A 25,278-nucleotide genomic window follows, 5' to 3' on the forward strand; every position below is an offset into this window, starting at 1 on the left:
CCCCTCCGTGCGATCAATCATCAAAGTCCGTAGATGATTCCCGACAGGTAGTTAAACACCGGATAGATCGTGGCCGCCGGCAGCAGCCAGCCGATCACGTCGAAATGATCCCACTGGTTATAGTAACCGAGATAGTTCCAGGTGCCGCGCACCGGCGCGCCGGTCGTGTGATTGCGCACAGGTTGTCCTGCCGGGGAACGCATGCTCACCGTGTTGACCACGCCGTCGTTCGGGAACCAGCGGCTGTCGATCAGCACGCGGCTCGGATCACTCTGCGTGTAAGAACCCATGCCGCGCACGAGGATGGAGGGCACCACCCATTCACCCGCGGTCGGCTTGAGGAAGAAGATCATGTCGTCGCGCGCATACTGGTAGCTGCTGCTCTGGAAGGGCGCGACGATGCGGTCGGTGCCGTTGCAGCAGAAGCTGCCGGTTTCTGTTGCCTTGCTGCCGACCGAGAAGTAGTACACGTTGGGCGAGGTCTTCACCCACCCGTTGAGCTGCTTCGCGCCGTCGGGGCTCAGGTCCCATTGCGCGGAATCCTGGTTGGCGATCGACCAGAAGGGAGCGCCCTTCGTGCGCTCGATGAAGTCGGAGAAGCGCTCCGACGGTCCCTGCGCCAGGCCGTATTGCTCCAGCTTGAAGTTGTAGACGGGGTTGCCGCTGCCGCCCAGCCCTGCGACCTCCACGATCTTGCCGGCCCACTCGGCCACATTCGGCACGTAGTTGAGCACGACATTGCGCAGCGTGGTGCCGTCGTGCGGCGTCGCGATGGTCGTGGCGCTCTTCACCCAGCCGGTCTTGCCGCCGGTGTAGAGCGCACCGCCGCCTTCATTGCCGTTTGGTGAACCATTCTCCAGCAACTGGATCAGCGTGCGCACCGTCTGGCCGCCCTGGCTGTGCGCCACGAAGTGCACCGGATGCGCCGCATCCCAAGCCGGGTACAGCGCCAGCGGATAGTTGTTCGGATTGTTGTTCGGATCGGCGGCCCAGCATTTGCCTGCGGGTTTCTGAATCTTGCCGAATGCCGCGAACTGCGCCGTGCGCGCCGCGCCGTAATCCACGCAGCCGCCCTTGATCTGGTAATACAACTCGACGGCGCGGTCCCAGTTCGAGCTGACCGGGCCCACGACGGCCGTCATCACCTTGTGCGTGCCGTTGTACGTCTTCATGTGCGCTTCGATGTCGTTGAAACCGCCCCAATATTTGAAGCCGGTTCCCTGCATCTCGTTCGGCCCGAAGCCGAGGAACCCGTGCACCAGGATCACCGGATCGTTGTTGGCCGCCAGTGCGTGGCCGCTTCCTGCCAGTGCCGAAAGCGCAAGCGTCGCGCGTGCAAGCACTCTTCCCAATCGTCGTACAACCGTACCGAAAATTGCCATGGTGTCTCCTTTGTCTGCGTGAATTGGCGTGAGTGGTCCGGACCCTATGGCTGGGCCTTGTTCGGATGGGTGGTGGCAGGCGAGGGGGATGCCTCGCCCTTTCTCCGGAGAGTCGGTGTCGCGCCTAAAGGCGCATGCGGAAGAGGCGTGCGGTGGTCATGTTGTCTCCTGCAGTGTCGTTTTATTGGCCGGCGTGTCGATGCGCCGCCGGTTCATATAGTGTGTCGTACATGGACACTGCCGGACCGGGAACGATCTGTCCTTGCATTAACATCGCAAGCCAAGAAGTTGACCTTGGAAGCCACGCATGACAATGAGCAATCCCGGCCGCCTTCCTTGCATTCACCCGGGCGGCTTCTACACTTCAAATCGCAGCACGCACGGCAGGCCAAAGCGATGAAAAGACACAGGGGGGATCGCCGATTGCCTGCCTCCAAGAAGAATGAAAGGAAGCATGATGCGCACCCCCTTCATAATGCTCGCCGTTGCGGCCGGCCTGGCTGCCTGCGGCACCCCGGAACAAGTGGCCTACAAGGCCGACCCCGTCCTGGCGATGTCGGAAGAATACGGTCCCCCATGCGAAAAGAGCGGCCATGTGCGTGGCAGTGAGGCGTGGCGCGGCTGCGTCGTGCAAACCAGCCGCAGGGACGACCTCGCACGGCAAAGCCTCTTTTACGACCGCTACATGCAGTGGTACTGGACGCGCTGAGTGCCTGAAAGGCCTTACGTTGTTTCCTTGTGGTGCTTGTCGTTTCGGTCATGTCTCCGCTCCTCATTATTCATCAGGCGAATAACTGGATATCGGCAACGGAAATTGGATTCCGGAAAACCCTGCGGCAATAATGAAGCATCGAATTCCATGTCGCGCCGCACAACGGCAAGACGTATCCACAAGGAAACATCATGTTCAACAAAGCCGAACAAGACCTTTCCCTGCCTGATCGGCAGGTGCGTTATTCCGTCGCCGTCCGCATCGGGATGGTTCTGCTGGCGTTCTTCAGCGCCGCCTGGTACCTGTTGCAGTGGACGCTGACCACCGAGCCGCGCTTCATGGTTGAAGGCATCACGCGCCAGTTCGTCATGCTTGAAGCGTTCGCCTGTGCCGCTGTCGCCGGTGTCGCCTTCGTGCTGATGGTTGCCAACGGCATTGGCTGGGTGACGACTGCTATCCGGATGCGCCGCGAGCAGAAGGGCAGCGCACGCACGTTGGCCGTCAAACGTTCCGTACAGCGCGTCGGCGCCTACGTCTGATCCTTTCTGCGGCGAGGAAGCCTCTCCTCGCCGTTTCAGCTTGACTGTGCCGCGCTTCCGCCGCGAAGCGACTTGCGCGATCCCGACCCGATCACTTCGCGAAAAAACGCCACCAGCGCCGGCACATGGTGGTCAAAGGTGAACAGGTGCCGCTGCTCCCAGACCCGTTCCCGCACACGCCGCATCTCTTCCGCATCCTTCAATCTTGCCGCCAGGTCGCTGATCGAACGGTAGAACACGCCCGTCCCCAGTTTCCTCGCCAGCGCCTGCGCAGCCACGATCGACCCTTCGTTCTCAGGCTGGATCATCGGTAACCCGGCCGCTGCCAGCGTACTCAGGCGCGCGGGATAATTGAGGTCGTCCCAGATCGCACGGCGGATCTCGCCGCCGTTCATGCTGCGGAAGGCATGCAGCCAGCCGGCGTCGTAACGCGAAAATTCTTCCGTCCAGCGAGACTGGTCCACATTCGGATGCAAGTGCAGGAAGCCCGGCGCCAGTCTGTTCGTCGTCTCGATCCAGTCAAGCCACTGCCCCTGCGTATACTCGCCATAGAAGTGCAGGTGGATGCGATGCGCGGCAAGCTCGGCCACGACTTCCGGATGCAATCCGATCGGCCGCCCCGGCGAGACGGTATGAATGTCGCCATCCGTTTCCGACAGCAGCGGTGTGCGTGACGCGCCGAACCAGTCACGTTTCGGCAGGTCGCCGTCCAGCACATGCGTCAACTTGTCGGCGCACAGGCCGGGCACAATCGTGTCGAACCAGTCGCGCATTTCAGGACTGCAAAAGATCTGCCCCTCCGCCTGCCGATGCAGGTCGATCAGCTGCGGCCAGCTTCCTTTTTCCATGCAGATGAAGGGGCCTTCCTTGAAGTGCCAGACGAAGGGAATGCCGCGCGTGGCCGCCATCACGTCGTGGGCAAAAGGCACGGCCTGCCAGTTGAGCAGACCGTAGATGATGTCGGGGCGGACGCGGCGGATTGCTTCGCGCCAATGATCGCGCGGCAGGTCCTCGACATGGCCGAAGGGCAATGGTCCCACCGTGTTGTACCAGTGGGGATCGCGCATCCAGAGGCCATACAGCTTGTGGCCCTGCTCCTCCAGTGCAAGCACGCGGTCGGCGTTGTAGGCGAGTTCGCCGACGAGGAGGATCTTGAGCCCGCCTCGCGCGCGTGGCGTCGCGCGGCGCTCGCGCATCGCCCGGTACTGTTCCACTTCGTCGATGGCATGCCCCACCGTGCTGTGGAAGCGAAGCGGGACCGCAACGCGGTAGTGCGACCGGAAGGTATTGATGCCGCCCGACGATTCGCGCATGATCTTGTGCCGCTGACGCGGATGGTCGACCCATTCGCAGGTCACTGCCCCTGTTTGCAGGAAGGCTCCCTGCTCGCGCAATGTCGACCAGTAAAGCCGCTCCAGGTCGTCCGTCTCCAATGCGTCGCGCTCGACCCAGCGATGCGCATTCCTGCGGTGCATGCATTGGACGAGCTGCAGCGGATAGCCCGCAATCTGCCCGTCCGCATGCCGGTTGTAGTGGTGACGCACGCCGGAAAAGGCGAGTGCCGCCTGCTCGTCCGCGTCGAGGCAGGCCTTCAGAGTCGACAGGTGGTCGCGGTAGTACACATCGTCGCCTGGCAGATAGGCCAATAGCGCGGCGCGCGCATGCGACATCGCTTCGTTGATGGCGTGTCCGAGTCCCGTGTTGTTTTCAAGGCGGTAATAATGAATTCGCGTATCGCTCAGGTAGGCGGAGATGATTTCAGCCGTCCCATCGCGCGAGCCGTCGTCGACGATGATCGCCTCCCAGTCGGTCAGGCTCTGCGCCTGCAGGCTGTCAAGCGCACGGGCGATGAAACACGCCTGTTCGAACGTCGGCATCAGCACGCTGACCGACGGCAGCATGGTTTGGGGCATGGCGATCCTTGTTGAAGTCATCCTTGGATCGTAGGGAAACAAGGCAATCCCAATCTTGATTTGACGCGACACTTTCACGTCTGCATCCCCTGCGCGCAATTGATTCCGCTCAATGGAATATCCAGCGCGATTCCCTGTCTATTCATTAAAGCGATATTGAATCCGGCCAACTGCCTGACTAAAGGAATCCGAGTGAGCCAGCCATGGATTAGCGGAAACAGATTTTCTCTACTCGAGAACGGCGAGCAGTTCTACCCGCGTGTCTTCGAAGCGATTGCGGGGGCACAGCGCGAAGTACTGCTGGAAACCTTCATCCTGTATGAGGACAAGGTCGGCAAGGCATTGCACGCGGCGCTGCTCGAGGCGGCGCGGCGCGGCGCCCAGGTCGATGTGACCGTGGATGCATTCGGCTCGCCCGACCTGTCGGTGGAATTCGTGTCTTCGCTGACCTCGGCCGGCGTACGCATGCATGTGTTCGATCCCGCGCCGCGCGTGTTTGCGCGCGTCAATTATTTCAGGCGCATGCATCGCAAGCTGGTCGTCGTGGACGGCAAGCGCGCCTTCGTCGGCGGCATCAATTACTCCGCCGACCATCTCGCCGACTACGGCCCGGAAGCCAAGCAGGACTATGCCGTCGAAGCGGAAGGCCCGATCGTTGCGCATATCCGCAGCTTCATGCTGTCGGCGATTGCCGAGGGCAGGACCGGCAGGCGCTGGTTCACCTGGCGGCGCGCGCATCCTTCGGTGGAAATGCTGCCGCCCGCCGGGGACGCGGACGCACAGTTCGTGTGGCGCGACAACCGGGACCACAAGAACGATATCGAGCGCCAGTACCGCCTTGCCATCCGCCTCGCGCGCAAGCGCGTCGTGATCGCCAATGCCTATTTCTTTCCCGGCTATGCCTTCCTGCGCGAGCTGCGCAAGGCGGCGCGGCGCGGCGTGGAAGTCTCCCTCATCCTGCAGGGCAATCCCGACATGCCGATCGTGCAGACGGCCGCCGCCATGCTGTACCACCACCTGCTGAACGGCGGCGTGCAGATCTACGAATATTGCGAACGCCCCCTGCACGGGAAGATTGCCGTGGTGGATGACGAATGGGCGACTGTGGGATCGAGCAACCTTGACCCGCTGAGCCTTTCGCTCAACCTGGAAGCCAATGTGATGATCCGCGACCGCGCGTTCGCGCGTGTTGTCGGCGACAGCCTGCAACGGCTGATGCGCCATAGCTGCAACCGGGTGGAAGCGTCCAAGCTGGCCGAATCACCGACATGGCGCAAGCTGCGGAGCTTTTTCCTGTTCCATGTCCTGCGCCGCTATCCCTACTGGGCAGGACGCTTGCCCGCGCATGCGCCAAGGCTGGCGCCATTACTGCCGACGGAGGTCGCCGCGACCGACACCGTCGACAAGCAGGCATTCCCATGAGTGCGCAGCAGCATACGGAGATCGCGGGGCGACGCGGTGAAAAAGGGAAGGGCGTGACGCGTCACGCCTGGTGGCCATGGACAAAGCGGGTGTTGACGGTGCTGTTCTTCGCTGCAATCGGCTACCTGCTCTATACGCAGGCGCGGGAAGTCGAATGGGATGAGGTCTGGACGTCGATTCGCCGCCGGCCCGCCGGGACCATGCTGGCTGCCATGGCATTCGCTGCCGCCAGCTATGCGACCTACAGCTGCTTCGATCTCTTCGGAAGGTACGTCACGCGACATGGACTTGCCGTGCCGAAGGTCATGACCGTCAATTTCGTCAGCTATGCATTCAACCTCAACATGGGAGCGCTGGTAGGCGGCGTCGCCTTCCGCTACCGGCTGTATTCCCGCTTCGGCCTCGACACGGCGACCACGACGCGCGTGGTCGCGATGAGCATGCTGACGAATTGGCTGGGCTATTTGCTTCTCGCGGGACTGGCATTCCTCTGGGCGCCGCCAGAGCCGCCACCGGACTGGAAGCTGGATGTCGGCGGGTTGCGTGTGCTCGGCGCGGCCCTGCTCGCGGCCGCGATCGCCTGGCTCCTGCTATGTGCTTTCTCGAGACGGAGGACATGGACGGTGCGCGGTCACGAGATCGAATTGCCTTCGCTGCGGCTCGCCTTGTTGCAGCTCGGCGTGTCGACATTCAACTGGCTGCTGATTGCCGCGACGGTGTACACGCTGCTCGAACACAAGATCATGTTCCCGACGGTGCTCGCGGTCATGCTGGTGGCGGCGGTCGCGGGCGTGATCACGCACGTGCCGGCGGGACTCGGGGTGCTCGAAACGGTATTCGTCGTGTTGCTCTCGCACCAGGTTCCGCGCAGCGAACTGCTTGCGGCGCTGCTGGCCTATCGCGGCATTTACTACCTGTTGCCGCTCGCGGTGGCGACCGTGGTCTACCTTGCTCTCGAGGTGCGGGCAAGAAGGGCTGGGAGGGTGTTATGAACTAGGGAAGGGGGCGCGCAGCCCCGAGAACCGGCCGAATGCAAGGCGCAGCGACGCGTCGTGGTGGTTCCACGGCAAGGAGCTGCAACACGGCAGGCGGCCGGCGCATATGGAAAATTCGGGGGCTGCCCTCCGGGTTCGGTCGAGAAGGGACGCATTGCGTTGTTGCGACGCTTGCTCAGACGCCCAGTCTGAGCGGCGCGCCGCGCCTAGCACTGCATCCCTTCTCGAACGAACGCGCCCCCTTCCCTAGTTCATAACACCCTCTAGGCATGCTCCTTGCAGAAAATCCTTTCGATGGATTTTTCAGGAGGAACCATGAAGAAGTTGATGTTGCTCGCTTCGCTGCTGCTGACGGCCGGTATTGCATCCGCGCAAACCGCGACGCCCTCGACCTCGGGAACAAGCGCGGGGACGCTGGGTTCAGGCAGTTCCGTGGAGCCGAACACGCCTTCCGCATCCGGCAGCGGCGGATCGACCGGCGATTCCAGTGCCGGCGCACCGTCCAGCAAGGGATCCGACTGTACTGGCGCAACTGCCGGCAGCAAGTCATCCAGGGGCGATTGTCCACCCACATCGGGCAGCAGCGCCGGGGGCAAGGGCCGCGGCGCTTCCGGCACGAGCCCCGGTACCAACCCGACTTCGCCCGGCAGCGGCTCGATGGGCAGCGGCTCGAGCGGGTCACCGAGCGGGCCGGGGATGGGCGGACCGACGACCGGAATCGGGCGCTGATCCATCCCTGAACTTTCCTGCGCGATAAGCATCGCACTTGCACGGCACGCGATGCCGTAATGATTCAAAGGAGAAACGTCATGTCGAACCTGAAGAGAAGTTCCAAAGAGGACGAAAAGCGGGACCCGAAGGAACCGTCCTCGCACGGCGACAACTCCGTGTCGCAGACACCAAAGGATGTCAGCTCGCGGGATGCCGCGTCCAAGGATGTCACCGCCCGCAAGGTCCACTCGGACGATCCGGATGAGAAGGAGCAGGAATTGCTCGACGATGCCGTTGAGCTGACCTTCCCGGCAAGCGACCCTGTCTCCGTGGCGGGAGGCGGTGTCACCCGCATCGACGTACCGAAGCAGCCGTAACGGACCGGCAGGTGCGGGATGGAGCCCTCGCCCAAGCCGTTCCCGCGCGACAGCAGCCCCGACGCCACGCTCGCGCTGCTGCGGGAAGGATATGGCTTCATTTCCAACCGCTGCAGACGCCTGCGATCGGACGTGTTCGAAACGCGCCTGATGCTGAGCCGTGTCACCTGCGCCATGGGAGAGGACGCGGCCGAGATGTTCTACCATCCCGGCCGCTTTACCCGCAAGCAGGCATTGCCGCCCACCGCGCTGATGCTGCTGCAGGACGTCGGCAGCGCCCAGGTGCTGGACGGTGACGCCCACCGGCATCGCAAGCGGATGCTCATGTCGCTCGTCGACGAGGATCGTGTGCGCGACCTGGTGGCCAACTTCGAAGATGCCTGGCAGGCGCGTATCCCTGCATGGACTGCCATGGAACAGGTGGTGCTGCACACGGAAGTCGAGCAGCTCCTGTGTGCCGCAGTGTGTCAGTGGGCCGGCGTCCCGCTGACGCCGGCCGCCGTGGAGCAGCGTGCCGGAGAATTTGCCGCCATGATCGACGGCGCCGGCGCGATCGGTCCGCGCAACTGGAGAGGTTTGTTGCTGAGGGTGCGCACGGAAGAGTGGGCGCGCAGCATCATTGAAGGCGTCCGGGCACAGCACATCGGCGTGCCCGAAGGTAGCCCTGCGCACATGATCGCAATGCATCGCGAGCCCGACGGCAGTTTGCTTGACAGCCAGTCCGCAGCGGTCGAACTCATCAATCTCCTGCGCCCCACGGTTGCGGTGGCGCGCTACATGACTTTTTCCGCGCTCGCCTTGCACCGTTTTCCGGAATGCCGTGACACGATCCGCGGCAATGGTGCGGACTGGCTCGAATGTTTCGTGCAGGAGGTGCGGCGCTTCTATCCGTTCTTTCCCTCCGTGGGCGGCCGCGCGCGCCATGCATTCGACTGGCGCGGCACGCATTTTCCCGCCGGCACCTGGGTCCTGCTCTACCTCTACGGGACCAACCACGACCAGCGCATATGGGGCGACCCGGAAGTTTTCCGCCCCGAGCGCTTCCGCAACTGGAACCGCAATGCTTACCGCTTCGTTCCGCAGGGCGGTGGTGAGGCGGCCACCGGTCATCGTTGCCCGGGCGAGCGCTTGACTGTAGCGCTGGCCATGACGGCGGCACGATTGTTGGCGACGGGCATGGACTACGACGTGCCGGACCAGGACTTGCGCATCGATATGGCGCGCATTCCTGCCATTCCCAAAAGCCGGTTTGTGATCGCCAACGTCACAAGGACAGGCGCATTCGATCAGGAATCACGCGTGCTGCGTGGTCGGGAACCACATATGCACTGAAGTGGGCAGGCATCGTGGCCGGACACGTAAATTTTCTCTGCAGCTTGTAAAAGTGGGATGTCGCGTGCAAGAGCGTCCATGGAATGCGACAGAAAGGAAAGCATGACGCCTTTCAACGCTTTGCACGCGCAATGGTGATGGCGATCACGGAAATTGCAATCGGATCGATCGGCGAACTGGCGCACGAAGTGAAGACACTGAGCGCCGAGGGGCAGCACTGGCTGTTCCGCGGGCAGGCGGACACGCGATGGGTACTGTCGCCCAGCGTCCATCGTGGCTACACGCCGCAACAGGAACGTTACCTGACGAACGAGTTCCGCGTTCGCGCGCGAAGCCGGTATTTCTCGTGCCCGCTGAGCAACGACTACCCGGGCTGGCTGGCACTCATGCAACATTACGGTTTGCCGACACGGCTGCTGGACTGGACCTACTCGCCACTGGTCGCCGCCTTTTTTGCCCTGCATCCCGATTACGTACCGCCATCCTGCGGTGCAGGGCGCGATGCCTGCATCTGGACAATGGATGCGCGCAAGCTCAACGAATCGCAGGGATTCGAACCGCTGATCTTTCCGCTCGATGCATCCTCGTACGAACCCTTGATCACGCCCGCCTTCAAGAACCGCAAGGAACTGAACACGGTGGGCGTGGCCATGGCCATCGAGCACGATCCGCGCATCCAGTTGCAGCAAGGGGCATTCACCATCCATTCGAGCCGCACGCCGATCGACCTGACGGACGGCGCCGGCCGGTGGCTGCGCAAGCTCGTCATCCCGGGCGTCGCCATTCCCGTCCTGTTCGACGAGCTGACGCTGCTGGGAATCAGAAAGTCTTCGTTGTTCCCTGACTTGTCCGCACTGACCTCTGAACTGCGGGCGATCCACTTGCCGCGCGGTTACTAGACTTATCCCGCGCGTTTCTCGCTCGTGGGCGCGTGCTTCTTCATGTGGCCCGTAGGTGCTTCCTCTTCCGGCGGATGCATGTGACGGATGAACCAACCCGAGGCCAGCGAAGCCACCTTGGCGAGCTTGCCGGGTTCTTCAAACAGATGTCCGGCATCGGGGATGAATTCAATCCGCTTTTCGCAGCCGAGCGCGGCAAAGGCAACCTGGTTCAGGTCGATGACCGCCACGTCGAGGCTGCCGACGATCAGCAGGGTCGGAGACAGGACTTTCTTCAGGACAGCTTCTCCCGCCAAGTCCGGTCGACCGCCGCGGGACACCACGGCAGCGATGTCGTCCGGTCGCGACGCCGCGACCTCCAATGCCGCGGCCGCGCCGGTACTGGCGCCGAACAGGCCAAGCGGAAGTGAGGAAACGCCGGGCGATTGCTGAAGCCAGTCGACGGCGGCGCCAAGGCGCTGCGTCAACAATGCAATGTCGAAGCGTACGTGCTGGTCGTCGTCTTCCGCTTGCGTGAGCAGATCCATGAGCAAGGTGCCGATGTGGGACTGACGCAGCGCAGCGGCGACGTAATTGTTGCGCGGGCTGAAGCGGCTGCTGCCGCTGCCATGCGCGAACAGGACAATGCCGACCGGGTCGGGGGGCACTTCGAGCATTCCTTCCACGAGCGCCGGCCCGCACTGTATCCGCACAAGTTCCGTATGCATTGCCAATGCCATCACGTTCTCCTTCGCGTTGCCGTCATTCACGCGTGACACTTCAGCGTTAGCAGGGTTTCGCCCGGATGGAATGTGTCTTTGTCAACTCGGCGAGGGGATGGAAGCTCTTTTGATGGATGTCAAACGCGTCATGCCAAAACGAACACCGCCGTCATCACGACGGCTTCGTCTGGTTGAGCACTGCGGGCCGCCACTCCTCGATCTCGTCGAACGGGCAGACGATGGGCGTGCCCGCACTGGTGTAGTAGAAGCACCAGCTGGCGACGCTCCAGCGCATTTCGCGCTCGCCGAATTTTGTCGTCACGATGCAGAGCTCGCCGTCCTTGAGCAGGGACAGTGCGTTGGAAGTCCTCATGTCCTGTCCTTTGTCCTTGAATTCCCCGAACTCTGATTATACTGTACAAAAATACAGTATCAATGGGAATCGCCATGGACACGGACATCGCCAAACTGGATGCGGTGGAAGCGCGCCTGCGGGAAGTCATCAAGCGCATCGTGCGGCGGCATGCCGCGTCGGGCAGGGCGCTAAGCTGGTCGTTGATGTTCGACATCGAGGAAGAAGCACTGGCGCTGCTGAACGCCGATCCAGCCCTGGATGCGCGCTTTGTCCGCATGATGATTGCGCCGCCGACGGCCGCGGCCCGCCCAGCGGAGGGGCCAGTAGACATGATGCACGTCGACGCCATGCGCACGGTCCTCTGGATGATCCAGGAAGCGTATTACCACGGGGCCTAAGCCTCTTTGCTCCTTGCGTTTGCTCAAGCGGCGCGCCTGTGCGCGGCCTATGGTGATTCGTGACGGGATACGCTGGGGCCCGTCCCTGCCAGCAAGGAGACAGCCATGCCCAAATACGTGATCGAACGAGAACTCCCTGATGCCGGAAAGCTGTCCGAGGAGGAATTGCGCAGCATTTCCGCCAAGTCCTGTGACGTCCTGCGCAATATGGGGCCGTCCATCCAGTGGCAGGAGAGCTATGTGACGGACAACAAGATCTACTGTGTCTACATCGCCGATTCGGAAGACCTCGTGCGGGAACATGCCAAGCGGGGCGGCTTCCCTGCCAACAGCATCTCGGCAGTGCGCAGCGTGATCGATCCGACGACGTCCGAAATGCGGGCATAGCACCCGCATCCGTTCTCAGCCCCGTTTGGCCGTCAGCGGCACGCTGTCGAACTTCACGCCGTCCCACCCGTGCTTCATGAAGTTGCGGATGTTCTGATGGTCCGTGCCCTGGGGATTCTTGAGCACGTCGTCGCGATAGTAGGCGCCGAAGCAGGCCAGCGTCTGCTCCTTCGACAGCTTGTTGAGCATCGCAAAGGCAAACAGCTTGCAGGAGCCGGAGTTCTGGCCGGCCTCGTTGCGCGCGTCGCCGTTGGTGAATGCCGCCGGCGTGAAATCGTATTCCTCGCCGATGACCGACATGGTGTCATCGAAGGCGATCGTTGCGGGACTGTCGTTCAGTTTCTTCAGGAATGCATCCAGGTTCATTGCTGCGGTCAGTAGAAGTTGATCGGGGCGTCAATGATAAAGCATCGCGATTCCCGGCAGCCGGATGCCCAAGGGAGTACACTGTGGACATTCTTGTCACAGGGGAGATGTCATGGCGCAACTGATGAAGATCGACTTTGTCTCTGACGTGTCGTGTCCCTGGTGCGCAATCGGATTGCACGCACTGGAAAGAGCGCTGGAGCGAATTGGCGATGATGTGGTTGCCGACGTCACATTCCAGCCCTTTGAACTGAATCCGCAGATGGTGCCGGAAGGCCAGGACATCAACGCGCACCTGTCCGAGAAATACGGCGCCACGCCCGAGCAGTCGCAGCAGACGCGCGACATGATCCGCGCACGCGGCGAAGACGTCGGCTTCGTCTTCAACATGGACAAGCGCGGCCGCATCTACAACACCTTCGATGCCCATCGCCTGCTGTTGTGGGCGGCGGAAGAAGGGCGGCAGCGTGAACTCAAGCATGCCTTGTTCAAGGCGTATTTCACGAATGGCGAGAACCCGGGATCGCACGATGTTCTTCTGCGGCTGGCAGGCGAGGTGGGCCTGGACACGGCGCGTGCAAAGGAGATCCTGAGCTCGGATGCCTATGTCGGGGAAACGCGCGAGCAGGAAAACTTCTTCCTCGAGCAGGGGATTCATTCAGTGCCGGCCGTCATCCTCAACGACCGCTACCTGATCTCCGGCGGACAGCCCGTGGACGTCTTCGAGCAGGCAATCAGGCAAGTGCTTGCGGAGGGCTGAACATGGACAAGGATGCCTTGGCCGCCGGCAAGCTTGATGGACGGCGCTACCAGGAAGTCTCTTGCATTCCTGATTGATCAAACCATTCCGGCTCAGGATGCGCGATAATTCGCCCCTGCCTCATGCAAATGGGGCAAGAGTCTGTACCCTGGCAACTTTATTAGAAGGCATTACTTTGGCAACCAGAAGCAAGCGCTGGAACGGCAACGTCGATTCCCTTTCAGTCGAATTCCTCAAGGACGTATTGGCCAAGATGGCCGACTACGGCGAGCGCGTCCAGTTTTCCCTCGTCACCGGCGGCCCCACGCCAAGTTACCAGGTCACGAATACCCTTGGCAAAGCGATGGCGTTCGACGGCAATCATCATTTGCTCAAGCCGGAAGGCCATGAATTTGCCGGCGCCAATGCCACCTCGGCCTACACGATCGAGCAGGTCAAGACCGCCGTCACCGGCATCGGACTCGGCGGACGCAGCAGTACCGCGTCACGCTCCCCGCGCGTTGCGCGCGCCAGCGGCGGCACCGGCACGCGTACCAGCGCCGCCAAACTGGAAGAGCAGTTTGCCGCGCAACGCTACGAGTATTACCGCAACAACCGTCAATCCCTGCCTGCCTCCATCTCGCAGCACACTGAAGAAATCACCCAGCTCATGAAGCAGGGCAAGTCCGTCGAAGACGCCTTCGGCGAAGTCCTGAAGAAGTATTTCTGAAGCGAAGCGTCGTGAACGATTTCGCAGGCCGGACATCACATTGATGTCGGCCTGCACACATCGCGACGCCCATGCCCGCACCACATCCACCCGCAGGAACAAAACGCGCGCCTCGCATCGCGAAGCAGGCGCCGCCGCGTGTCGCGCCCGAGAGCGGCGATCTCGATGACGTGCGCGAGGCTGCGCATGACTGCAAGGCCTGCCCGCTCTGGGCTAATGCCACGCAGACCGTTTTTGGAGAAGGCCCGGAGCATGCACGCATCATGCTGGTTGGCGAACAGCCGGGTGACCAGGAGGACCTTCAGGGCCATCCCTTCGTCGGCCCCGCCGGCCGTCTTCTGGACAAAGCGCTGGCGGAGGCGGGGATAGCCCGGGAACGCATCTACGTCACCAACGCCGTCAAGCATTTCAAGTGGGAACCGCGTGGCAAGCGCCGCCTGCACAAGAAGCCAGGCGAGGCCGAAGTCAGCGCATGCCACCAATGGCTGGAACGCGAACTCGAACTCGTGGCGCCTTCGCTTGTCGTCGCCATGGGTGCGACGGCGGCGCGTGCCCTGCTCGGACGGACGACGCCTGTCGAGGCGAACCGGGGGAGGGTGATGTCGCTGCATGCGGGCATGCAGGTGATGATCACCGTGCATCCTTCCTACCTGCTGCGTGTGCCGGACGCATTGCGCGACGAGGCGTACGCGCGCTTCGTAAAGGATCTGCGCGTCGCGTTGCCATTCCTGAAGGACGCGCATCGCCGATGAAGTGAAAAGGCCTCCGCATGCGGAGGCCTTTGAAATTGGTGCTGGTACTACTTTCCTCCCGCCAGCTCCGGTGGATGCAACCTGTTCTTTTGAAAACCTGGGTCTCACTCCGAGGGCTGCATGGGACCGAATCATACATTGAAAAATCAGCGCCGGTGTGACATTGCGTAACATCGTTGCTCAAATTTTCTCGCGTTATTGTTCAGGCATCGCGCGCATCTTCTTCACCCGCCTTCTTCAGGCCAAGCCGTACCTGCAGCGTTTCCTCATCGATGTTCATGAGCGTCGCGATGGCGCGGAAATCGTCCGGCAACGCGGGGTCGTCCCATCCATGCGCCGTATGGCGGGCGAGGTCGACCGCGAGCTTCACGTTCTTCACGCGGGGTCTTTCCCAGACGTCGTCCATCAGGGTGAGCAGCAGTTCCGGCAATTCCCACTTGCGGCAGACAAACGCTTGCAAATCATGCAAGGGGAAGCCGAGCACGGCGGACTGCGCATCGGCACTCCGCAAGGTGTGATCCGCTTTCTGCAGTGCCTGAATCTGCAGTGCCTGGTCAGGGGCGTGGCACCATAGCAGCATTTCAGCGAGGTCGTGCAGCAGGGCCGCGATGGCAACCTCCTCGCTGTTCAAGTCGCATCGCCAGGTCGCCCAGTCGAGCGCGAAGTGCGCCGCCCGCTGGGCGCGCCGGATTACCTGCAGCAGCCCGAGCAGCGCCTGCGGTTTCAGGTGGTCTTCGATGACATCGAGTTGCGCGAAGTGGTGGAAGAATGGCTCGACGCCCAGCATCATCACCGCGTGCTCGACGGTCGAGAGGTCCTGTAGCTGGCGGCGCCCGCGATGGGCAGCCGAAAAGCGCAGCACGCGGGCGGTCATCATCGGATCGTGAAGCACGATGCCGGCGATCTCCCGCACATTGATGCGGTCGATGCGCTCGCGTGCCGATGCGATGGCTTGTGCAGTGTGGCGAAGGACCGGCGGATCCCTGTCAGCCAGGAATGCGGTCCAGGAATCGATGCCCGATAACGCTGTCATGATGGCCGACCCGGAAGTTGCCTCTCGCCAGCTTATTGCACATCTGGCGCCGAAGCAAGCCGTTACTTCCTACCCGCGCTCGTGGGGATTTCAGCCGGATCGGCTATGATCCTGTTGCCCGTTCCGGAACCGCAACTGCCGCATGCCCAGCTACGCCACTCTCGATGCCATCGCCGATACCTATACACCGCTGCTGGCGCTGGCCTGCCTTGTCCTTCTGTTGCGTCCGCTGCGCGCATTGCAATGGCGCGTGCTTGGCATTCGGGCAGCCAGTCTCGCCGCCGGTGCATTCGTCGCGTACGGCCTGATGTTCATGGACAATCGGCTGGAGATCTGGCCGATCGCGCAGCTGGATTACAGTACCCACACCGCCGTGGCACTGGTGCTGGCGATCTTCCTGACCAGGTACTGGCCGGCGTCGCGATTGATCTGCTGGGTGTCACTGGGCGCTTACGGGCTGCTCATGCTGTACCAGCGATATCACAGCCTGGCCGACATCCTCTCTACGGCAGCGGTCGTCGCAGTGCTGTATCTGCGGGCAGAACTGTTCATCCATCGTCTTGCGCGGCGGGCGCAGGGTTAAGCAGCCGGATGCTGCGGCACGCCGGTCAACTTGTCCGGATTCCGAACCACGAACACGGCCGTGATCCGGCCGTCCTCGATATGAAAGGACTGGGCCGACTCGATTCGCCCATTCACATACCGCAGCAATCCGGGCTCGCCATTGATCCGCGCCATCTGGTAGTGCACCTGCCCTGGGTTCTGGTTCTCGAGCGACCAGAATACGCCGGCGATACGTCCCGCGCCGCGCAGTATGCGATGGAAGGACGGCATCTTGCCGCCGCCGTCGCTGACGAAGGTCACGTCCGGAGAGAGCAGGGCCTTCATTGCTTCCCGATCGCCGCGCGCGGCCGCCTGCATGAACGCGCCGAGGAGCGCCTTGTGCGCCTCGGGCGTCGACTGGAAACGGGGACGGCCGTCACGCACCTTTTCCTGGGCGCGGTGCGTCAGCTGGCGACAGGATGCTTCACTCTTGCCCAATAACGCGGCAATTTCAGCGTAGTCCTGGTCGAAAACCTGACGCAGCAGGAAGGCGGCGCGCTCATCCGCACTCAGGCGTTCCAGCGTCCAGAGCAGGGCGAGCGACACATCGCTGGCAAGCTCCGCCGCGGTCTCGGGCGTGTTCTCGTCCAGCTCGACCAGCGGCTCGGGCAGCCACCATCCGACATAGCTTTCGCGTTCCGCCTTTCGCTCGCGCAGCCGGTCGAGTGCGAGACGGGTGGTGACCGTCACCAGCCAGGCCTCCGCCGACTGCAAAGCGGCATGATCGGCGACCTGCCAACGCAGCCAGGCATCCTGCACCACGTCCTCGGCGTCCGCACGTGTGCCGAGCATCCGATATGCGATGGAAAACAGCCTTGCGCGCACGCCGGCAAACACGCCATCAGTGCCCAATTTGCCTTGTTCGTTCATCAGGCATCCTTTCGTCGGGTCTCCATGTGCGCCGCAATCACATGCCCGGTGCAGGAACTTCCGGAATCGGATTGCGCAGGCTCAGGTTCAGCATGTTCCAGCCTTTGATCGCCGCCACAGCATAGCCCAGTTCGACGATTTCGGTTTCGGAGAAAACCTCGCGCACCCGTGCAAACTCCGCGTCGCTGGCGTCGCTATGCGGCTGGTTGTTGACGATTTCCGCCCAGCGCAGCGCCGCGCGTTCCCGTTCGCTGAAGAAGGGGGCTTCGCGCCAAACAGCAACGGCATTGAGATGACGCTGATCCATGCCTTGGCGGATCAGGTCGCGCCAGTGCATGTCGACGCAGAAGCCGCATCCGTTGATCTGCGAAATGCGCAAGTTCACGAGCTCTACGAGCCGCTCGCCAAGCGAACTCTGCTTGACCGACATGGACAGGTTGAACAGGGCCTTGAGGTTGGCCGGAGCGTGCTTGTGCAGGGAAATCCGCGCGGAGTGTGACATGTCTATCCTTTCTGGAGATCAAGGACAGTGCCCAATGCGCCGTCCTTGATGACTAGACGCACGGCGCGCGGGTGTTGTGACAGGCTGGATGAAAAAAAAGGCGGGGAGTCGAATGTTGCAATAGTGTTATTGCGCTAATCGTGCTCGCCTCCGTTGTCCTTTTACTCCGCGCAGCGTCGATATTTGATAGGACGTCCCCTGAGTTTCAGGCGTTTTCATCCTCATCGGGCGCCTTGAAAAGATCCTTCAGCGCCTGCGATGGCCCCTTCGGCTGGACCCTGCCACGACGGCCCGCAAATTCTTCCTCGATGTTGTCGCGGTAGTAGCTCCATGCCGAACCCGTGGTGGAAAACTTCCGCCACACTTCGTACCCGACATTCGAATAATCGATCGCCGTGCCGTCGTCGAATTCGACCCGCAGGAGTCGCTCACGCTGGTCGTAGCCGATCGCGCGCAGCTTCCCGGCATTGATTTTTTTCATCTCCATGATCTACTCCTTTCGCATTCATCCTGGCACGATCAAGGCGAGATCCGCTTGAGCCGCTGGCCGTAAATTCCCCACATGGTCTCGACACCGTCGACGTTGCCGACAAGCGCCCAGCCCGTGCCGATCTTGCGTGCTTCGACGGGAATCCCCAGCTCGTTCCCGACCTGCTGGGCCCATTGCTTTGCCGCGCCTTGTCCCTTGAACAGTTCCTTGTCTTCGAACAGTACCGTGCCCTCAAATACCGGCTTGATGAAAATACTCATGCTGCGCTCCTTGATCGATCAATTTCCTGCCGCGGCAAGCAGCAGCCGCAGCAATGCTTCCGGCGCGCTGATCATGGCGTCGTGGCCGGTCGGGATTTCGTGTACCTGCCATCCAGGTTCCTTCCTGACGCGCTCGCGCATGGCGGCGATCGTGCCGAGAGCTGGCGAGGTGCAATCGATGAAGGTGCGGGGCAGGGCCGCGACGCGCGCCGCGTCGAATTGCAGCCGGTCGTCATAGACACCGCCGGGTTGGGGCGTTTGCCGGCGCGCTACCCAGGCTGCATCGGCGCCGGACAGCCCGAACAAGGCGGGGTCGGCCGGCGGGATGCTGCCTGTCGCCGCAATCGACTGCCGTCGCTGTTCCTGCGTCTGCGGCGGATGTCCGCTCGACCAGCTCTCGCCCGGGAGCGGCACGACGGCATCGAGGTAGACGAGACGCGCGATGCGTTCCGGCATGCGGTCGGCCAGTCCGGTGATGACGATCCCGCCATAGCTGTGGCCGACCACGACGGCTTGCGCCAATTCCTCCGCATCCATCACCGCGGCAACATCATCGATATGCGTCTTCAGGGCAATCCCCGGCGCAAGCTGGTGGGCGCGCTCGCCGGTTCCGGTCAGCGTGACAGGGAAGGCGCGATGTCCGGCCTGCCAAAGGCCGGGCAGAATTCTTTTCCAGCACCAGGCGCCGTGCCAGGCGCCATGCACGAGGACGAAATCGGCCATGGTTTCTCCTAGTTTCAGTTCATGATCTGACTGCCATGCACGCTCGGCAGTTCATTGCGCAAGCGCACGTTCAACGTGCATAAGAAGGGCCTTGTAATCGATCGGTTTGGCGATATAGCCGTCGCAGCCGGCCGCGCGGACGTGCTCCTCGTCTCCCCGCATCGCCATGGCCGTCAGGGCGATCACCGGAATGCGGCGCGTGTCCGGATCGGACTTCAACAGTCTGGTGGCTTCCAGACCGTCCATCCCCGGCAACTGCACATCCATCAGGATCAGGTCAGGCTGCTGTTCGCGCGCCGCGCGCAGGCCGGCTTCCGCATCAATGGCCTGAAGGACGTCATGCCCCCCCTTCTGCAGGATGAAGAGCACCAGTTTCATGTTGGCGGGATTGTCTTCCACCACGAGGATGCGCGCCATCTTATGCTGCCTTCGCGGGTAGCGCCCGCCGCACTTCGCCGATGAACCTGCCGTGATTGAATTCAGCCTTCTGCATGATTTCCTCCACGCGCCCGTTAAGCCGCAGGCGGTCCTCGGGAGCGATCTGTTTCGCCGTCACGATCACGACCGGAATTGCACGTGTGACCGGATCGTCCTTGAGCGCCTCCACCACGTCGAAGCCGTTCACCCCTGGCATCATCAGGTCGAGCACGATAAGGTCGGGGCGGCTGCTGCGCGCAAGATCGATGCCTTCCTGGCCGCCGTAGGCCGGCAGTACCTTGTAGCCGGCAGCATCGAGGTGCGTCCGGGTCAGTTCCACCGCCTTGCGGTCGTCGTCCACCACCAGCACGGTACGTTCGGGCTTGTCGGCCGCCGCGCGGAAGCCAAGGCCGTCCAGCGTCTGGATCAGGTCTGAGCGGCTGACCGGTTTTTGCAGGACGCGCGCGGCGCCCAGCGACAGGCCGCGGTTGCCGTCGGCGACGACCGAGAAGATGACCACCGGAACCGAACAAAGCTGCGGATCGCGCTTGAGCCGCTCCAGCATTTCCCATCCATCCATGCCGGGCAGCAGGATGTCGAGGACGATGACGTCGGGACGCTCGCGCGCCGCCACCTCCAGCCCGACTTCCGCCGTGCTGGTGCGTGCAAAACGGAATCCGCCATCCTCCAGCTGCACGCGCAGCAGGTTGGCAGCCATCTCGTCATCCTCAATGACGAGCGCGAGGGGCGCTGCCGCAACGTGTACCGGTCGCACTGCATGCGGCGTGGACGTCAACCGCTCTGCGGAAGCCGTATCGCCCATGTTCCATGGCAGCCAGACGGTAAAGGTGGAACCCTTCCCTGGCTCGCTCTGGAGCATCACGTCGCCACCATGCAGCTCTGCCATCCGCTTGAGGAGCGCCAGTCCCAGGCCGGTCCCGTCATGACGGCGCGACAGCACGCTCTCGACCTGGGAGAAGGGCTGGAACAGGCGAGCCTGATCCTCCGCGGAAATCCCGATGCCGCTGTCGGCGACCGAGAGCTCAAGGTAATGCGTGAAGCTGCTGTGCGGGAAACGCTCGCGCCCCACCTTGCGCGCCGTTACGCGGATAACGCCGCCCTCGGGCGTAAACTTCACCGCGTTTGACAGCAGGTTGTAGAGGATCTGGCGCGTCTTGCGGCCGTCAAGCCAGATCTCGTCCAGGTCCGGCGCGATATCGGCTGTCAGTTGCAGGCGATGCGACAGGGCGCGCTCCCGCATCACGTGCAGGCAATCGCGCACGAGCGCTTCAATGGAAGCCGGTCCCAGTTCCAGCATCATCTTGCCCGCCTCGACCTTCGACAGGTCGAGGATGTCGTTGATCAGTGCCAGCAAATGTCTGCCGCTTCCATGGATATCGGTGATGTATTCGGTCTGTTGCGGCTCCAGCGGCCCTGCCAATCCGTCCTTCAGCACCTCCGAAAAGCCGATGATGGCGTTGAGCGGCGTGCGCAGTTCGTGTGACATGTTGGCGAGGAAGTCGGATTTCATCCGGCTGGCCTCCTGCAGCTGGCGGTTTTTTTCCTCCAGCAGGCGGTTCGCCGATTCGAGGCTCGCGCCCATGCGCTCCAGCTCGCCGGCGCGGGCCCGTTCGCGGGCATTCGATTCCACGAGGCGCGTGTAGAGCACGCTGTTCTCCAGCAGCAGCATCGCCAGTACGAAAGTGGAAGCAAGCAATCCGTACGCTCTGCCGGCATAGAAGCCGAGATCGAAGCGTCCCTGGTTCAGCAGTGCCGACAGTGCGATATCGAACAGCCACGCGCACATCACGACCAGCAACCAGAGGTCGATCACCGAGCGCGTGCGCCGGCGCCACAGGAAAAAGAGGGCGAGCAGGCTGAACGCCCACGTGCTGGATACCACGACGATCATTGATGGCGTATATCGGTTACCGGTCATGATCGCCGGCAGCAGCGACTGCCCGGCGGTCACCAGTTGCACTGCAGCGATCACCAGCAGCAGGGCGAGGAAGACGCCGCCGCCGATAACGTTGCGGCTCCGCTTGTTCTCCGCAAGGGCGCTGTCGCCGGCCAGCGTGTAGGCAATCACAAACAGCGGGAAACCGGCATGCCACACCATGTACAGCCAGGCGGTGCTCTGCGGTCCGGCGCCGAGCAGGCCGGCGGGTGCAAACAAACCCGGGAACGTCAGCGCATGCGCGGTCGCGATGAACGCGGTGAACAGGTAGCCGGAGGCGAGGATGGCAAGGCTTTTCGAGCGCAGGATGCGAAACTGTCCGTAGAGAAGGATGGCAGTGATCAGGTCGCTGACGACCAGCGCGGACTGGTAGACAGGGATGAAGGCCGAAACCGGCGCGAGCTGGACTTTGGCAAACGGCGCCGCCGCGAGGAAGAAAGCAAGCGAGAGTGCGAAGGCGGCAAGTGCGAGGCGACGCTGGAGGCGGTCTGGCGCCATCGTCGCAAGAAAGGCTGGTGATTCTTGGAAATGAGCTTGCATCGTGAATGAAAAACCGAATGTAGGACACCGCCGGCGGCGGAACTGCGGGTTCATCATATATCGAATTTCCACGAGGTTGATACTTGAACATGCAATGGCTGATAAAGTAAGGTTGATTGCCTGTTAAGAGAACTTTCATGCACGACCTGCTGCTCACGCCCATCGTTTTTCTCCTGACCGCCGTCCTGCTCGTGCCGCTGGCCCAGCGGCTCGGCCTCGGCTCGGTCCTCGGCTACCTGATCGGCGGTTGCCTCATCGGCCCCTGGGGACTGGGGCTGGTCAAGAACGTCGAAATCACGAGCCATGTGGCCGAGATCGGCGTCGTGCTCATGCTCTTCCTGATCGGACTCGAGCTGCAGCCGAAGAAGCTGCTGGAAATGCGCACCATCGTCTTCGGCGGCGGAGCGCTGCAGATGGCCGTGTGCGGCATCGTGCTGGCGGCGGGTATCCATTTCTCCGGCCTGCCCCTGATTGCCGCGCTCGTGGCCGGACTCGCGCTGTCGCTGTCTTCCACCGCCATTGCCGTACAGAGCATGCAGGAAAGGCATCTCGACAACACGCCTGCGGGCAAGGTCGCATTTGCCATCCTGCTGTTCCAGGACATGGCGGCGATTCCCCTGCTGGTGATCGTGCCGCTGCTTGGAACGAAGGGCGGCGGTGGGGAGGGATTCGACTGGATGGTCGCGATCGCGGCCGTGGCGGCGGTTTACCTGCTCAACCGCTTTGCGATGCGCCCCATGCTGCGCCTGATTGCCCGCACGCGGCTGCGCGAGATATTCACGGCATTCGCACTATTGCTGGTGCTCGGCATCGCGCAACTGATGACGCTGGCGAGCCTGTCCATGGGCCTCGGCGCCTTCCTCGCCGGCGTCCTTCTCGCGCGCTCGGAATACCGCAAGGCGCTCGAGACCGACCTTGAGCCATTCAAGGGCTTGTTGCTGGGTCTGTTCTTCACGTCGGTCGGCATGTCGATGAACCTCGGCCTGCTTGCATCGGCGCCGCTCACCATTGCAGGCCTCACCGCCGGCTATGTCGTGCTGAAGATGGCGGCGCTTGGACTGCTCGCGCGCCTGCTGCCCGTGGCGCCGGTGCAGCGCTGGCCGTTCGCCGCGCTGCTCGCACAGGGCAGTGAATTCGCTTTCGTCGTCTTCGCCACCGCGCGCGATGCGCAAGTGCTGCCGGCGCCCTGGGACGATATGCTGCCGCTGGCCGTCGCGCTCTCGATGGCATTGACGCCGCTTGCCCTCGCAATGGGCAACTGGATCGGCAAGACCCTGCATGGTGTCCAGCAACGCGAGGCAGACGTCATCGAGCCCGATGGCGCGCGCGTGATCATTGCCGGGTTCGGCCGCGTGGGCCAGATCGTCGGCCGCATGCTGAATGCGTCGGGCATCAAGATTACCGTGCTCGACAATGACCCCGACCTGCTCGAAACGGTGCGCCGTTTCGGCTTCAAGGTGTATTACGGCGACGCCACGCGTCTCGACTTGCTGAAGGCCGCGGAAGCCGACAAGGCCATCCTGCTGGTGAACGCCATCGATGATGTCGACAGCAACCTGAAGCTGACCGATCTGGTCCGTTCGCATTTTCCCCACCTGCGGATGCTGTGCCGGGCACGCGATGTTACCCACGTGTTCGAGCTGAGAAGCAGGGGCGTGGACATGATCGAGCGGGAAACCTTCGAATCAGCGCTGCTGATCGCCGAAAAGGCCTTGCAGCAGATGGGCATGGACGCGCAGACGGCGAACCTGGCGAAGGACAAGTTCCGCAAGCACAACTATGAGACGCTGGATGCGCTGTTCCCGCATTTCGGCGATGAGACGAAGCGGGTGTCGATTGCGCAGGCCGCGCGCGAAGCGCTGGCACAGTCGTTCCAGCAGGATGGCATCAAGGTCAAGGATGAAAACTAGTCACCCAGTACGGTGACGACTACACGCCGGTGCTGCGGCTCCGTACGGTGCTCCCACAGGAAAATCCCCTGCCACGTCCCGAGCAGCATGCGTCCGCCACCCACGGGAACACTCAGGGCGGTATCCGTCAGCACGCTGCGGGCATGCGCGGCCATGTCGTCCGGCCCTTCGAGGTCGTGCCGGTAAGCGGGATCGCCGTCCGGTGCAAGCCGGCCGAGAATGGTCTCCAGGTCGCGGCGTACATCCGGGTCCGCATTCTCGGTGATGGTGAGCGAGCAACTGGTGTGCTGCACGAAGATGTGCACGATGCCGGTCTTTACGCCGGAATCGGTGACGACGCGCGCAACGGCGTCCGTGACGTTGCGGGTGCCGCGTCCCGTCGTGGAAAAATCAAGAATGGACTGGTGCGCCGTCATGCCGGACTCAGCCGGGCTTGCGGCCCATCGCTTCGCCCATGCGGATCGCGCGTTCGGCCAGCCACTGCGGATTGAAGGCGATTTCGCCCTTCGGGAAAAGCATCACCACGGTCGACCCGAGCAGGAATCGCCCCATCTCGGCGCCTTTCTTCAGCACGATGTCCTTGTCGTGGTACTGCCATTCGCGCACCGTGCCGCCGCGCGGCGGATTGACGACGCCATGCCAGACGGTCGCCATGCTGCCCACAATGGTCGCGCCAACCAGCACCAGCACAAACGGGCCGTGCGGCCCTTCGAACACGCACACCACGCGCTCGTTGCGCGCGAACAGGCCCGGTACGCCGCGCGCGGTTGTCGGGTTCACGGAAAACAGCGCGCCCGGCACATAAATCATGCGCAGCAGCTTGCCGTCGCAGGGCATGTGGATGCGGTGGTAGTCGCGCGGGCTGAGATAGAGGGTGGCGAAGCTGCCGTGGTCGAACTGCGCAGCCAGTGCGGCGTCGCCGCCGACCAGCGCCGCGGTTGTGTAGCGGTGCCCCTTGGCCTGGAAGATCTGGTCGTGCTCGATGGAGCCGAACTGGCTGATCGCGCCGTCGACCGGACAGATGAAATCGGCATCGGCCAGAGGGCGTGCACCTTCGCGCAGCGCGCGCGTGAAGAATTCATTGAAGCTCGGATAGCTCGCCAGGTCGGGGTTGAGCGCCTCTTCCATATTCACGCCATACTTCTTGGCGAACCAGCGGATCACATGTGGCGTCAATCCGCCGGACGAGGACGCAAAACGTCCGGCGAGCGCGGTGAGGGCCTGCTTCGGCAGGAGATATTGGTGCAATACGGAAAAACGCAT

The 25,278-nt window shown here is 62.6% G+C and carries 30 protein-coding genes; 14 read left to right on the forward strand and 16 right to left on the reverse strand.

From position 1 onward, the window contains the following. Positions 1-20: 20 nt before the first annotated feature. Complete coding sequence (locus ACNOHI_RS06795) at positions 21-1,382, reverse strand: esterase/lipase family protein (protein WP_420473914.1); 1,362 nt, start codon at positions 1,380-1,382, stop codon at positions 21-23. 454 nt (positions 1,383-1,836) lie between these two features. On the opposite strand from ACNOHI_RS06795, the gene ACNOHI_RS06800 reads away from it, so the two are divergent. Both ACNOHI_RS06800 and ACNOHI_RS06805 read left to right on the forward strand, forming a co-directional pair. Continuing rightward, positions 1,837-2,091 (forward strand): hypothetical protein, encoded by a 255-nt coding sequence (locus ACNOHI_RS06800; RefSeq protein ID WP_420473915.1) that lies wholly within the window; start codon positions 1,837-1,839, stop codon positions 2,089-2,091. Positions 2,092-2,285: 194 nt separating this feature from the next. After that, positions 2,286-2,633: a hypothetical protein gene (locus tag ACNOHI_RS06805; protein ID WP_420473916.1), complete on the forward strand. Its 348-nt coding sequence runs from the start codon at positions 2,286-2,288 to the stop codon at positions 2,631-2,633. Between the two features lie 35 nt (positions 2,634-2,668). On the opposite strand, the gene ACNOHI_RS06810 is transcribed toward ACNOHI_RS06805, so the two are convergent. Then, a complete protein-coding gene (locus ACNOHI_RS06810) occupies positions 2,669-4,546 on the reverse strand; it encodes a glycosyltransferase family 2 protein (protein WP_420473917.1) in 1,878 nt (625 codons plus the stop codon). 192 nt (positions 4,547-4,738) lie between these two features. Between ACNOHI_RS06810 and clsB the strand changes: the two genes are divergently transcribed. After that, positions 4,739-5,968, forward strand: coding sequence for a cardiolipin synthase ClsB (gene clsB, locus ACNOHI_RS06815; protein ID WP_420473918.1), 1,230 nt, complete (start codon positions 4,739-4,741; stop codon positions 5,966-5,968). Beyond that, a complete protein-coding gene (locus tag ACNOHI_RS06820) occupies positions 5,965-6,960 on the forward strand; it encodes a lysylphosphatidylglycerol synthase domain-containing protein (RefSeq protein ID WP_420473919.1) in 996 nt (331 codons plus the stop codon). Before clsB ends, ACNOHI_RS06820 begins: the two co-directional genes overlap by 4 nt. Before the next feature lie 266 nt (positions 6,961-7,226). Here the strand turns inward: ACNOHI_RS06820 and ACNOHI_RS06825 are convergent, their stop codons facing one another. Further along, positions 7,227-7,697 carry a hypothetical protein gene (locus tag ACNOHI_RS06825; protein WP_420473920.1) on the reverse strand — a complete coding sequence of 157 codons (471 nt, stop codon included), beginning with the start codon at positions 7,695-7,697 and terminating at the stop codon, positions 7,227-7,229. A 75-nt stretch (positions 7,698-7,772) separates the two neighbouring features. On the opposite strand from ACNOHI_RS06825, the gene ACNOHI_RS06830 reads away from it, so the two are divergent. The 3 genes from ACNOHI_RS06830 (at position 7,773) to ACNOHI_RS06840 (ending at position 10,282) form a co-directional block, all read left to right on the forward strand. Beyond that, positions 7,773-8,051 (forward strand): hypothetical protein, encoded by a 279-nt coding sequence (locus tag ACNOHI_RS06830; protein ID WP_420473921.1) that lies wholly within the window; start codon positions 7,773-7,775, stop codon positions 8,049-8,051. A gap of 18 nt (positions 8,052-8,069) precedes the next feature. After that, a complete protein-coding gene (locus ACNOHI_RS06835; protein ID WP_420473922.1) occupies positions 8,070-9,383 on the forward strand; it encodes a cytochrome P450 in 1,314 nt (437 codons plus the stop codon). Between the two features lie 83 nt (positions 9,384-9,466). Next, positions 9,467-10,282 carry an FRG domain-containing protein gene (locus tag ACNOHI_RS06840; RefSeq protein WP_420473923.1) on the forward strand — a complete coding sequence of 272 codons (816 nt, stop codon included), beginning with the start codon at positions 9,467-9,469 and terminating at the stop codon, positions 10,280-10,282. A 2-nt stretch (positions 10,283-10,284) separates the two neighbouring features. Here the strand turns inward: ACNOHI_RS06840 and ACNOHI_RS06845 are convergent, their stop codons facing one another. Then, on the reverse strand, positions 10,285-11,031 hold the full coding sequence (locus ACNOHI_RS06845; protein ID WP_420473924.1) for a dienelactone hydrolase family protein: 747 nt from the start codon (positions 11,029-11,031) through the stop codon (positions 10,285-10,287). A gap of 124 nt (positions 11,032-11,155) precedes the next feature. After that, positions 11,156-11,356, reverse strand: coding sequence for a hypothetical protein (locus tag ACNOHI_RS06850; RefSeq protein ID WP_420473925.1), 201 nt, complete (start codon positions 11,354-11,356; stop codon positions 11,156-11,158). 74 nt (positions 11,357-11,430) lie between these two features. Here ACNOHI_RS06850 and ACNOHI_RS06855 point away from each other — a divergent pair, with 74 nt between their 5' ends. Beyond that, the gene (locus ACNOHI_RS06855; RefSeq protein WP_420473926.1) at positions 11,431-11,736 is read left to right on the forward strand and encodes a hypothetical protein; all 306 of its coding nucleotides are present in this window, start codon (positions 11,431-11,433) and stop codon (positions 11,734-11,736) included. 105 nt (positions 11,737-11,841) lie between these two features. Next, complete coding sequence (locus ACNOHI_RS06860) at positions 11,842-12,123, forward strand: DUF4242 domain-containing protein (protein ID WP_420473927.1); 282 nt, start codon at positions 11,842-11,844, stop codon at positions 12,121-12,123. Positions 12,124-12,138: 15 nt separating this feature from the next. On the opposite strand, the gene ACNOHI_RS06865 is transcribed toward ACNOHI_RS06860, so the two are convergent. Then, positions 12,139-12,489: a HopJ type III effector protein gene (locus tag ACNOHI_RS06865; RefSeq protein ID WP_420473928.1), complete on the reverse strand. Its 351-nt coding sequence runs from the start codon at positions 12,487-12,489 to the stop codon at positions 12,139-12,141. Between the two features lie 112 nt (positions 12,490-12,601). On the opposite strand from ACNOHI_RS06865, the gene ACNOHI_RS06870 reads away from it, so the two are divergent. From ACNOHI_RS06870 to ACNOHI_RS06880, 3 genes are all read left to right on the forward strand, one after another. Then, positions 12,602-13,249: a DsbA family oxidoreductase gene (locus ACNOHI_RS06870; RefSeq protein WP_420473929.1), complete on the forward strand. Its 648-nt coding sequence runs from the start codon at positions 12,602-12,604 to the stop codon at positions 13,247-13,249. A gap of 175 nt (positions 13,250-13,424) precedes the next feature. Then, positions 13,425-13,958, forward strand: a complete 534-nt coding sequence (locus tag ACNOHI_RS06875) for a hypothetical protein (protein ID WP_420473930.1) — start codon at positions 13,425-13,427, stop codon at positions 13,956-13,958. A 71-nt stretch (positions 13,959-14,029) separates the two neighbouring features. Continuing rightward, on the forward strand, positions 14,030-14,710 hold the full coding sequence (locus ACNOHI_RS06880) for a UdgX family uracil-DNA binding protein (RefSeq protein WP_420473931.1): 681 nt from the start codon (positions 14,030-14,032) through the stop codon (positions 14,708-14,710). Between the two features lie 202 nt (positions 14,711-14,912). Here the strand turns inward: ACNOHI_RS06880 and ACNOHI_RS06885 are convergent, their stop codons facing one another. Then, entirely contained in the window at positions 14,913-15,743 is an 831-nt protein-coding gene (locus ACNOHI_RS06885; protein ID WP_420473932.1) for an HDOD domain-containing protein, read from the reverse strand. 142 nt (positions 15,744-15,885) lie between these two features. On the opposite strand from ACNOHI_RS06885, the gene ACNOHI_RS06890 reads away from it, so the two are divergent. Continuing rightward, entirely contained in the window at positions 15,886-16,326 is a 441-nt protein-coding gene (locus ACNOHI_RS06890; RefSeq protein WP_420473933.1) for a hypothetical protein, read from the forward strand. Here the strand turns inward: ACNOHI_RS06890 and ACNOHI_RS06895 are convergent. The 7 genes from ACNOHI_RS06895 to ACNOHI_RS06925 all read right to left on the reverse strand — a co-directional run bounded on the left by ACNOHI_RS06895 (position 16,323) and on the right by ACNOHI_RS06925 (position 22,063). After that, entirely contained in the window at positions 16,323-17,216 is an 894-nt protein-coding gene (locus ACNOHI_RS06895) for an RNA polymerase sigma-70 factor (protein WP_420473934.1), read from the reverse strand. The genes ACNOHI_RS06890 and ACNOHI_RS06895 overlap by 4 nt on opposite strands. A 37-nt stretch (positions 17,217-17,253) precedes the next feature. Then, positions 17,254-17,718, reverse strand: coding sequence for a carboxymuconolactone decarboxylase family protein (locus ACNOHI_RS06900; protein ID WP_420473935.1), 465 nt, complete (start codon positions 17,716-17,718; stop codon positions 17,254-17,256). Positions 17,719-17,923: 205 nt separating this feature from the next. After that, positions 17,924-18,205, reverse strand: coding sequence for a KTSC domain-containing protein (locus ACNOHI_RS06905; RefSeq protein WP_420473936.1), 282 nt, complete (start codon positions 18,203-18,205; stop codon positions 17,924-17,926). Between the two features lie 32 nt (positions 18,206-18,237). Beyond that, a complete protein-coding gene (locus ACNOHI_RS06910; RefSeq protein WP_420473937.1) occupies positions 18,238-18,468 on the reverse strand; it encodes a hypothetical protein in 231 nt (76 codons plus the stop codon). A gap of 18 nt (positions 18,469-18,486) precedes the next feature. After that, positions 18,487-19,191 (reverse strand): alpha/beta fold hydrolase, encoded by a 705-nt coding sequence (locus ACNOHI_RS06915; protein ID WP_420473938.1) that lies wholly within the window; start codon positions 19,189-19,191, stop codon positions 18,487-18,489. Positions 19,192-19,242: 51 nt separating this feature from the next. Then, positions 19,243-19,608, reverse strand: coding sequence for a response regulator (locus tag ACNOHI_RS06920; RefSeq protein ID WP_420473939.1), 366 nt, complete (start codon positions 19,606-19,608; stop codon positions 19,243-19,245). A gap of 1 nt (position 19,609) precedes the next feature. Next, complete coding sequence (locus ACNOHI_RS06925) at positions 19,610-22,063, reverse strand: response regulator (RefSeq protein WP_420473940.1); 2,454 nt, start codon at positions 22,061-22,063, stop codon at positions 19,610-19,612. Between the two features lie 179 nt (positions 22,064-22,242). Here ACNOHI_RS06925 and kefC point away from each other — a divergent pair, with 179 nt between their 5' ends. Then, entirely contained in the window at positions 22,243-24,015 is a 1,773-nt protein-coding gene (kefC, locus tag ACNOHI_RS06930) for a glutathione-regulated potassium-efflux system protein KefC (protein ID WP_420473941.1), read from the forward strand. On the opposite strand, the gene ACNOHI_RS06935 is transcribed toward kefC, so the two are convergent. Further along, positions 24,012-24,431, reverse strand: a complete 420-nt coding sequence (locus ACNOHI_RS06935) for a secondary thiamine-phosphate synthase enzyme YjbQ (protein WP_420473942.1) — start codon at positions 24,429-24,431, stop codon at positions 24,012-24,014. The two genes, kefC and ACNOHI_RS06935, sit on opposite strands and share 4 nt — an antisense overlap. A 7-nt stretch (positions 24,432-24,438) precedes the next feature. After that, the gene (asd, locus tag ACNOHI_RS06940) at positions 24,439-25,278 is read right to left on the reverse strand and encodes an archaetidylserine decarboxylase (protein WP_420473943.1); all 840 of its coding nucleotides are present in this window, start codon (positions 25,276-25,278) and stop codon (positions 24,439-24,441) included.

Source organism: Noviherbaspirillum sp. ST9, from assembly GCF_048799745.1.
Classification (GTDB): Bacteria; Pseudomonadota; Gammaproteobacteria; order Burkholderiales; family Burkholderiaceae_D; genus Noviherbaspirillum.

Coding starts and splice junctions, on each gene's coding strand:
- ACNOHI_RS06795 (WP_420473914.1), bottom strand. CDS start 1,382: ATGGCAATTTTCGGTACGGTTGTACGACGATTGGGAAGAGTGCTTGCA.
- ACNOHI_RS06800 (WP_420473915.1), top strand. CDS start 1,837: ATGATGCGCACCCCCTTCATAATGCTCGCCGTTGCGGCCGGCCTGGCT.
- ACNOHI_RS06805 (WP_420473916.1), top strand. CDS start 2,286: ATGTTCAACAAAGCCGAACAAGACCTTTCCCTGCCTGATCGGCAGGTG.
- ACNOHI_RS06810 (WP_420473917.1), bottom strand. CDS start 4,546: ATGCCCCAAACCATGCTGCCGTCGGTCAGCGTGCTGATGCCGACGTTC.
- ACNOHI_RS06820 (WP_420473919.1), top strand. CDS start 5,965: ATGAGTGCGCAGCAGCATACGGAGATCGCGGGGCGACGCGGTGAAAAA.
- ACNOHI_RS06825 (WP_420473920.1), bottom strand. CDS start 7,697: ATGGATCAGCGCCCGATTCCGGTCGTCGGTCCGCCCATCCCCGGCCCG.
- ACNOHI_RS06830 (WP_420473921.1), top strand. CDS start 7,773: ATGTCGAACCTGAAGAGAAGTTCCAAAGAGGACGAAAAGCGGGACCCG.
- ACNOHI_RS06835 (WP_420473922.1), top strand. CDS start 8,070: ATGGAGCCCTCGCCCAAGCCGTTCCCGCGCGACAGCAGCCCCGACGCC.
- ACNOHI_RS06840 (WP_420473923.1), top strand. CDS start 9,467: ATGCGACAGAAAGGAAAGCATGACGCCTTTCAACGCTTTGCACGCGCA.
- ACNOHI_RS06850 (WP_420473925.1), bottom strand. CDS start 11,356: ATGAGGACTTCCAACGCACTGTCCCTGCTCAAGGACGGCGAGCTCTGC.
- ACNOHI_RS06855 (WP_420473926.1), top strand. CDS start 11,431: ATGGACACGGACATCGCCAAACTGGATGCGGTGGAAGCGCGCCTGCGG.
- ACNOHI_RS06860 (WP_420473927.1), top strand. CDS start 11,842: ATGCCCAAATACGTGATCGAACGAGAACTCCCTGATGCCGGAAAGCTG.
- ACNOHI_RS06865 (WP_420473928.1), bottom strand. CDS start 12,489: ATGAACCTGGATGCATTCCTGAAGAAACTGAACGACAGTCCCGCAACG.
- ACNOHI_RS06870 (WP_420473929.1), top strand. CDS start 12,602: ATGGCGCAACTGATGAAGATCGACTTTGTCTCTGACGTGTCGTGTCCC.
- ACNOHI_RS06880 (WP_420473931.1), top strand. CDS start 14,030: ATGCCCGCACCACATCCACCCGCAGGAACAAAACGCGCGCCTCGCATC.
- ACNOHI_RS06885 (WP_420473932.1), bottom strand. CDS start 15,743: ATGACAGCGTTATCGGGCATCGATTCCTGGACCGCATTCCTGGCTGAC.
- ACNOHI_RS06890 (WP_420473933.1), top strand. CDS start 15,886: ATGCCCAGCTACGCCACTCTCGATGCCATCGCCGATACCTATACACCG.
- ACNOHI_RS06895 (WP_420473934.1), bottom strand. CDS start 17,216: ATGAACGAACAAGGCAAATTGGGCACTGATGGCGTGTTTGCCGGCGTG.
- ACNOHI_RS06900 (WP_420473935.1), bottom strand. CDS start 17,718: ATGTCACACTCCGCGCGGATTTCCCTGCACAAGCACGCTCCGGCCAAC.
- ACNOHI_RS06905 (WP_420473936.1), bottom strand. CDS start 18,205: ATGGAGATGAAAAAAATCAATGCCGGGAAGCTGCGCGCGATCGGCTAC.
- ACNOHI_RS06910 (WP_420473937.1), bottom strand. CDS start 18,468: ATGAGTATTTTCATCAAGCCGGTATTTGAGGGCACGGTACTGTTCGAA.
- ACNOHI_RS06915 (WP_420473938.1), bottom strand. CDS start 19,191: ATGGCCGATTTCGTCCTCGTGCATGGCGCCTGGCACGGCGCCTGGTGC.
- ACNOHI_RS06920 (WP_420473939.1), bottom strand. CDS start 19,608: ATGGCGCGCATCCTCGTGGTGGAAGACAATCCCGCCAACATGAAACTG.
- ACNOHI_RS06925 (WP_420473940.1), bottom strand. CDS start 22,063: ATGGCGCCAGACCGCCTCCAGCGTCGCCTCGCACTTGCCGCCTTCGCA.
- kefC (WP_420473941.1), top strand. CDS start 22,243: ATGCACGACCTGCTGCTCACGCCCATCGTTTTTCTCCTGACCGCCGTC.
- ACNOHI_RS06935 (WP_420473942.1), bottom strand. CDS start 24,431: ATGACGGCGCACCAGTCCATTCTTGATTTTTCCACGACGGGACGCGGC.
- asd (WP_420473943.1), bottom strand. CDS start 25,278: ATGCGTTTTTCCGTATTGCACCAATATCTCCTGCCGAAGCAGGCCCTC.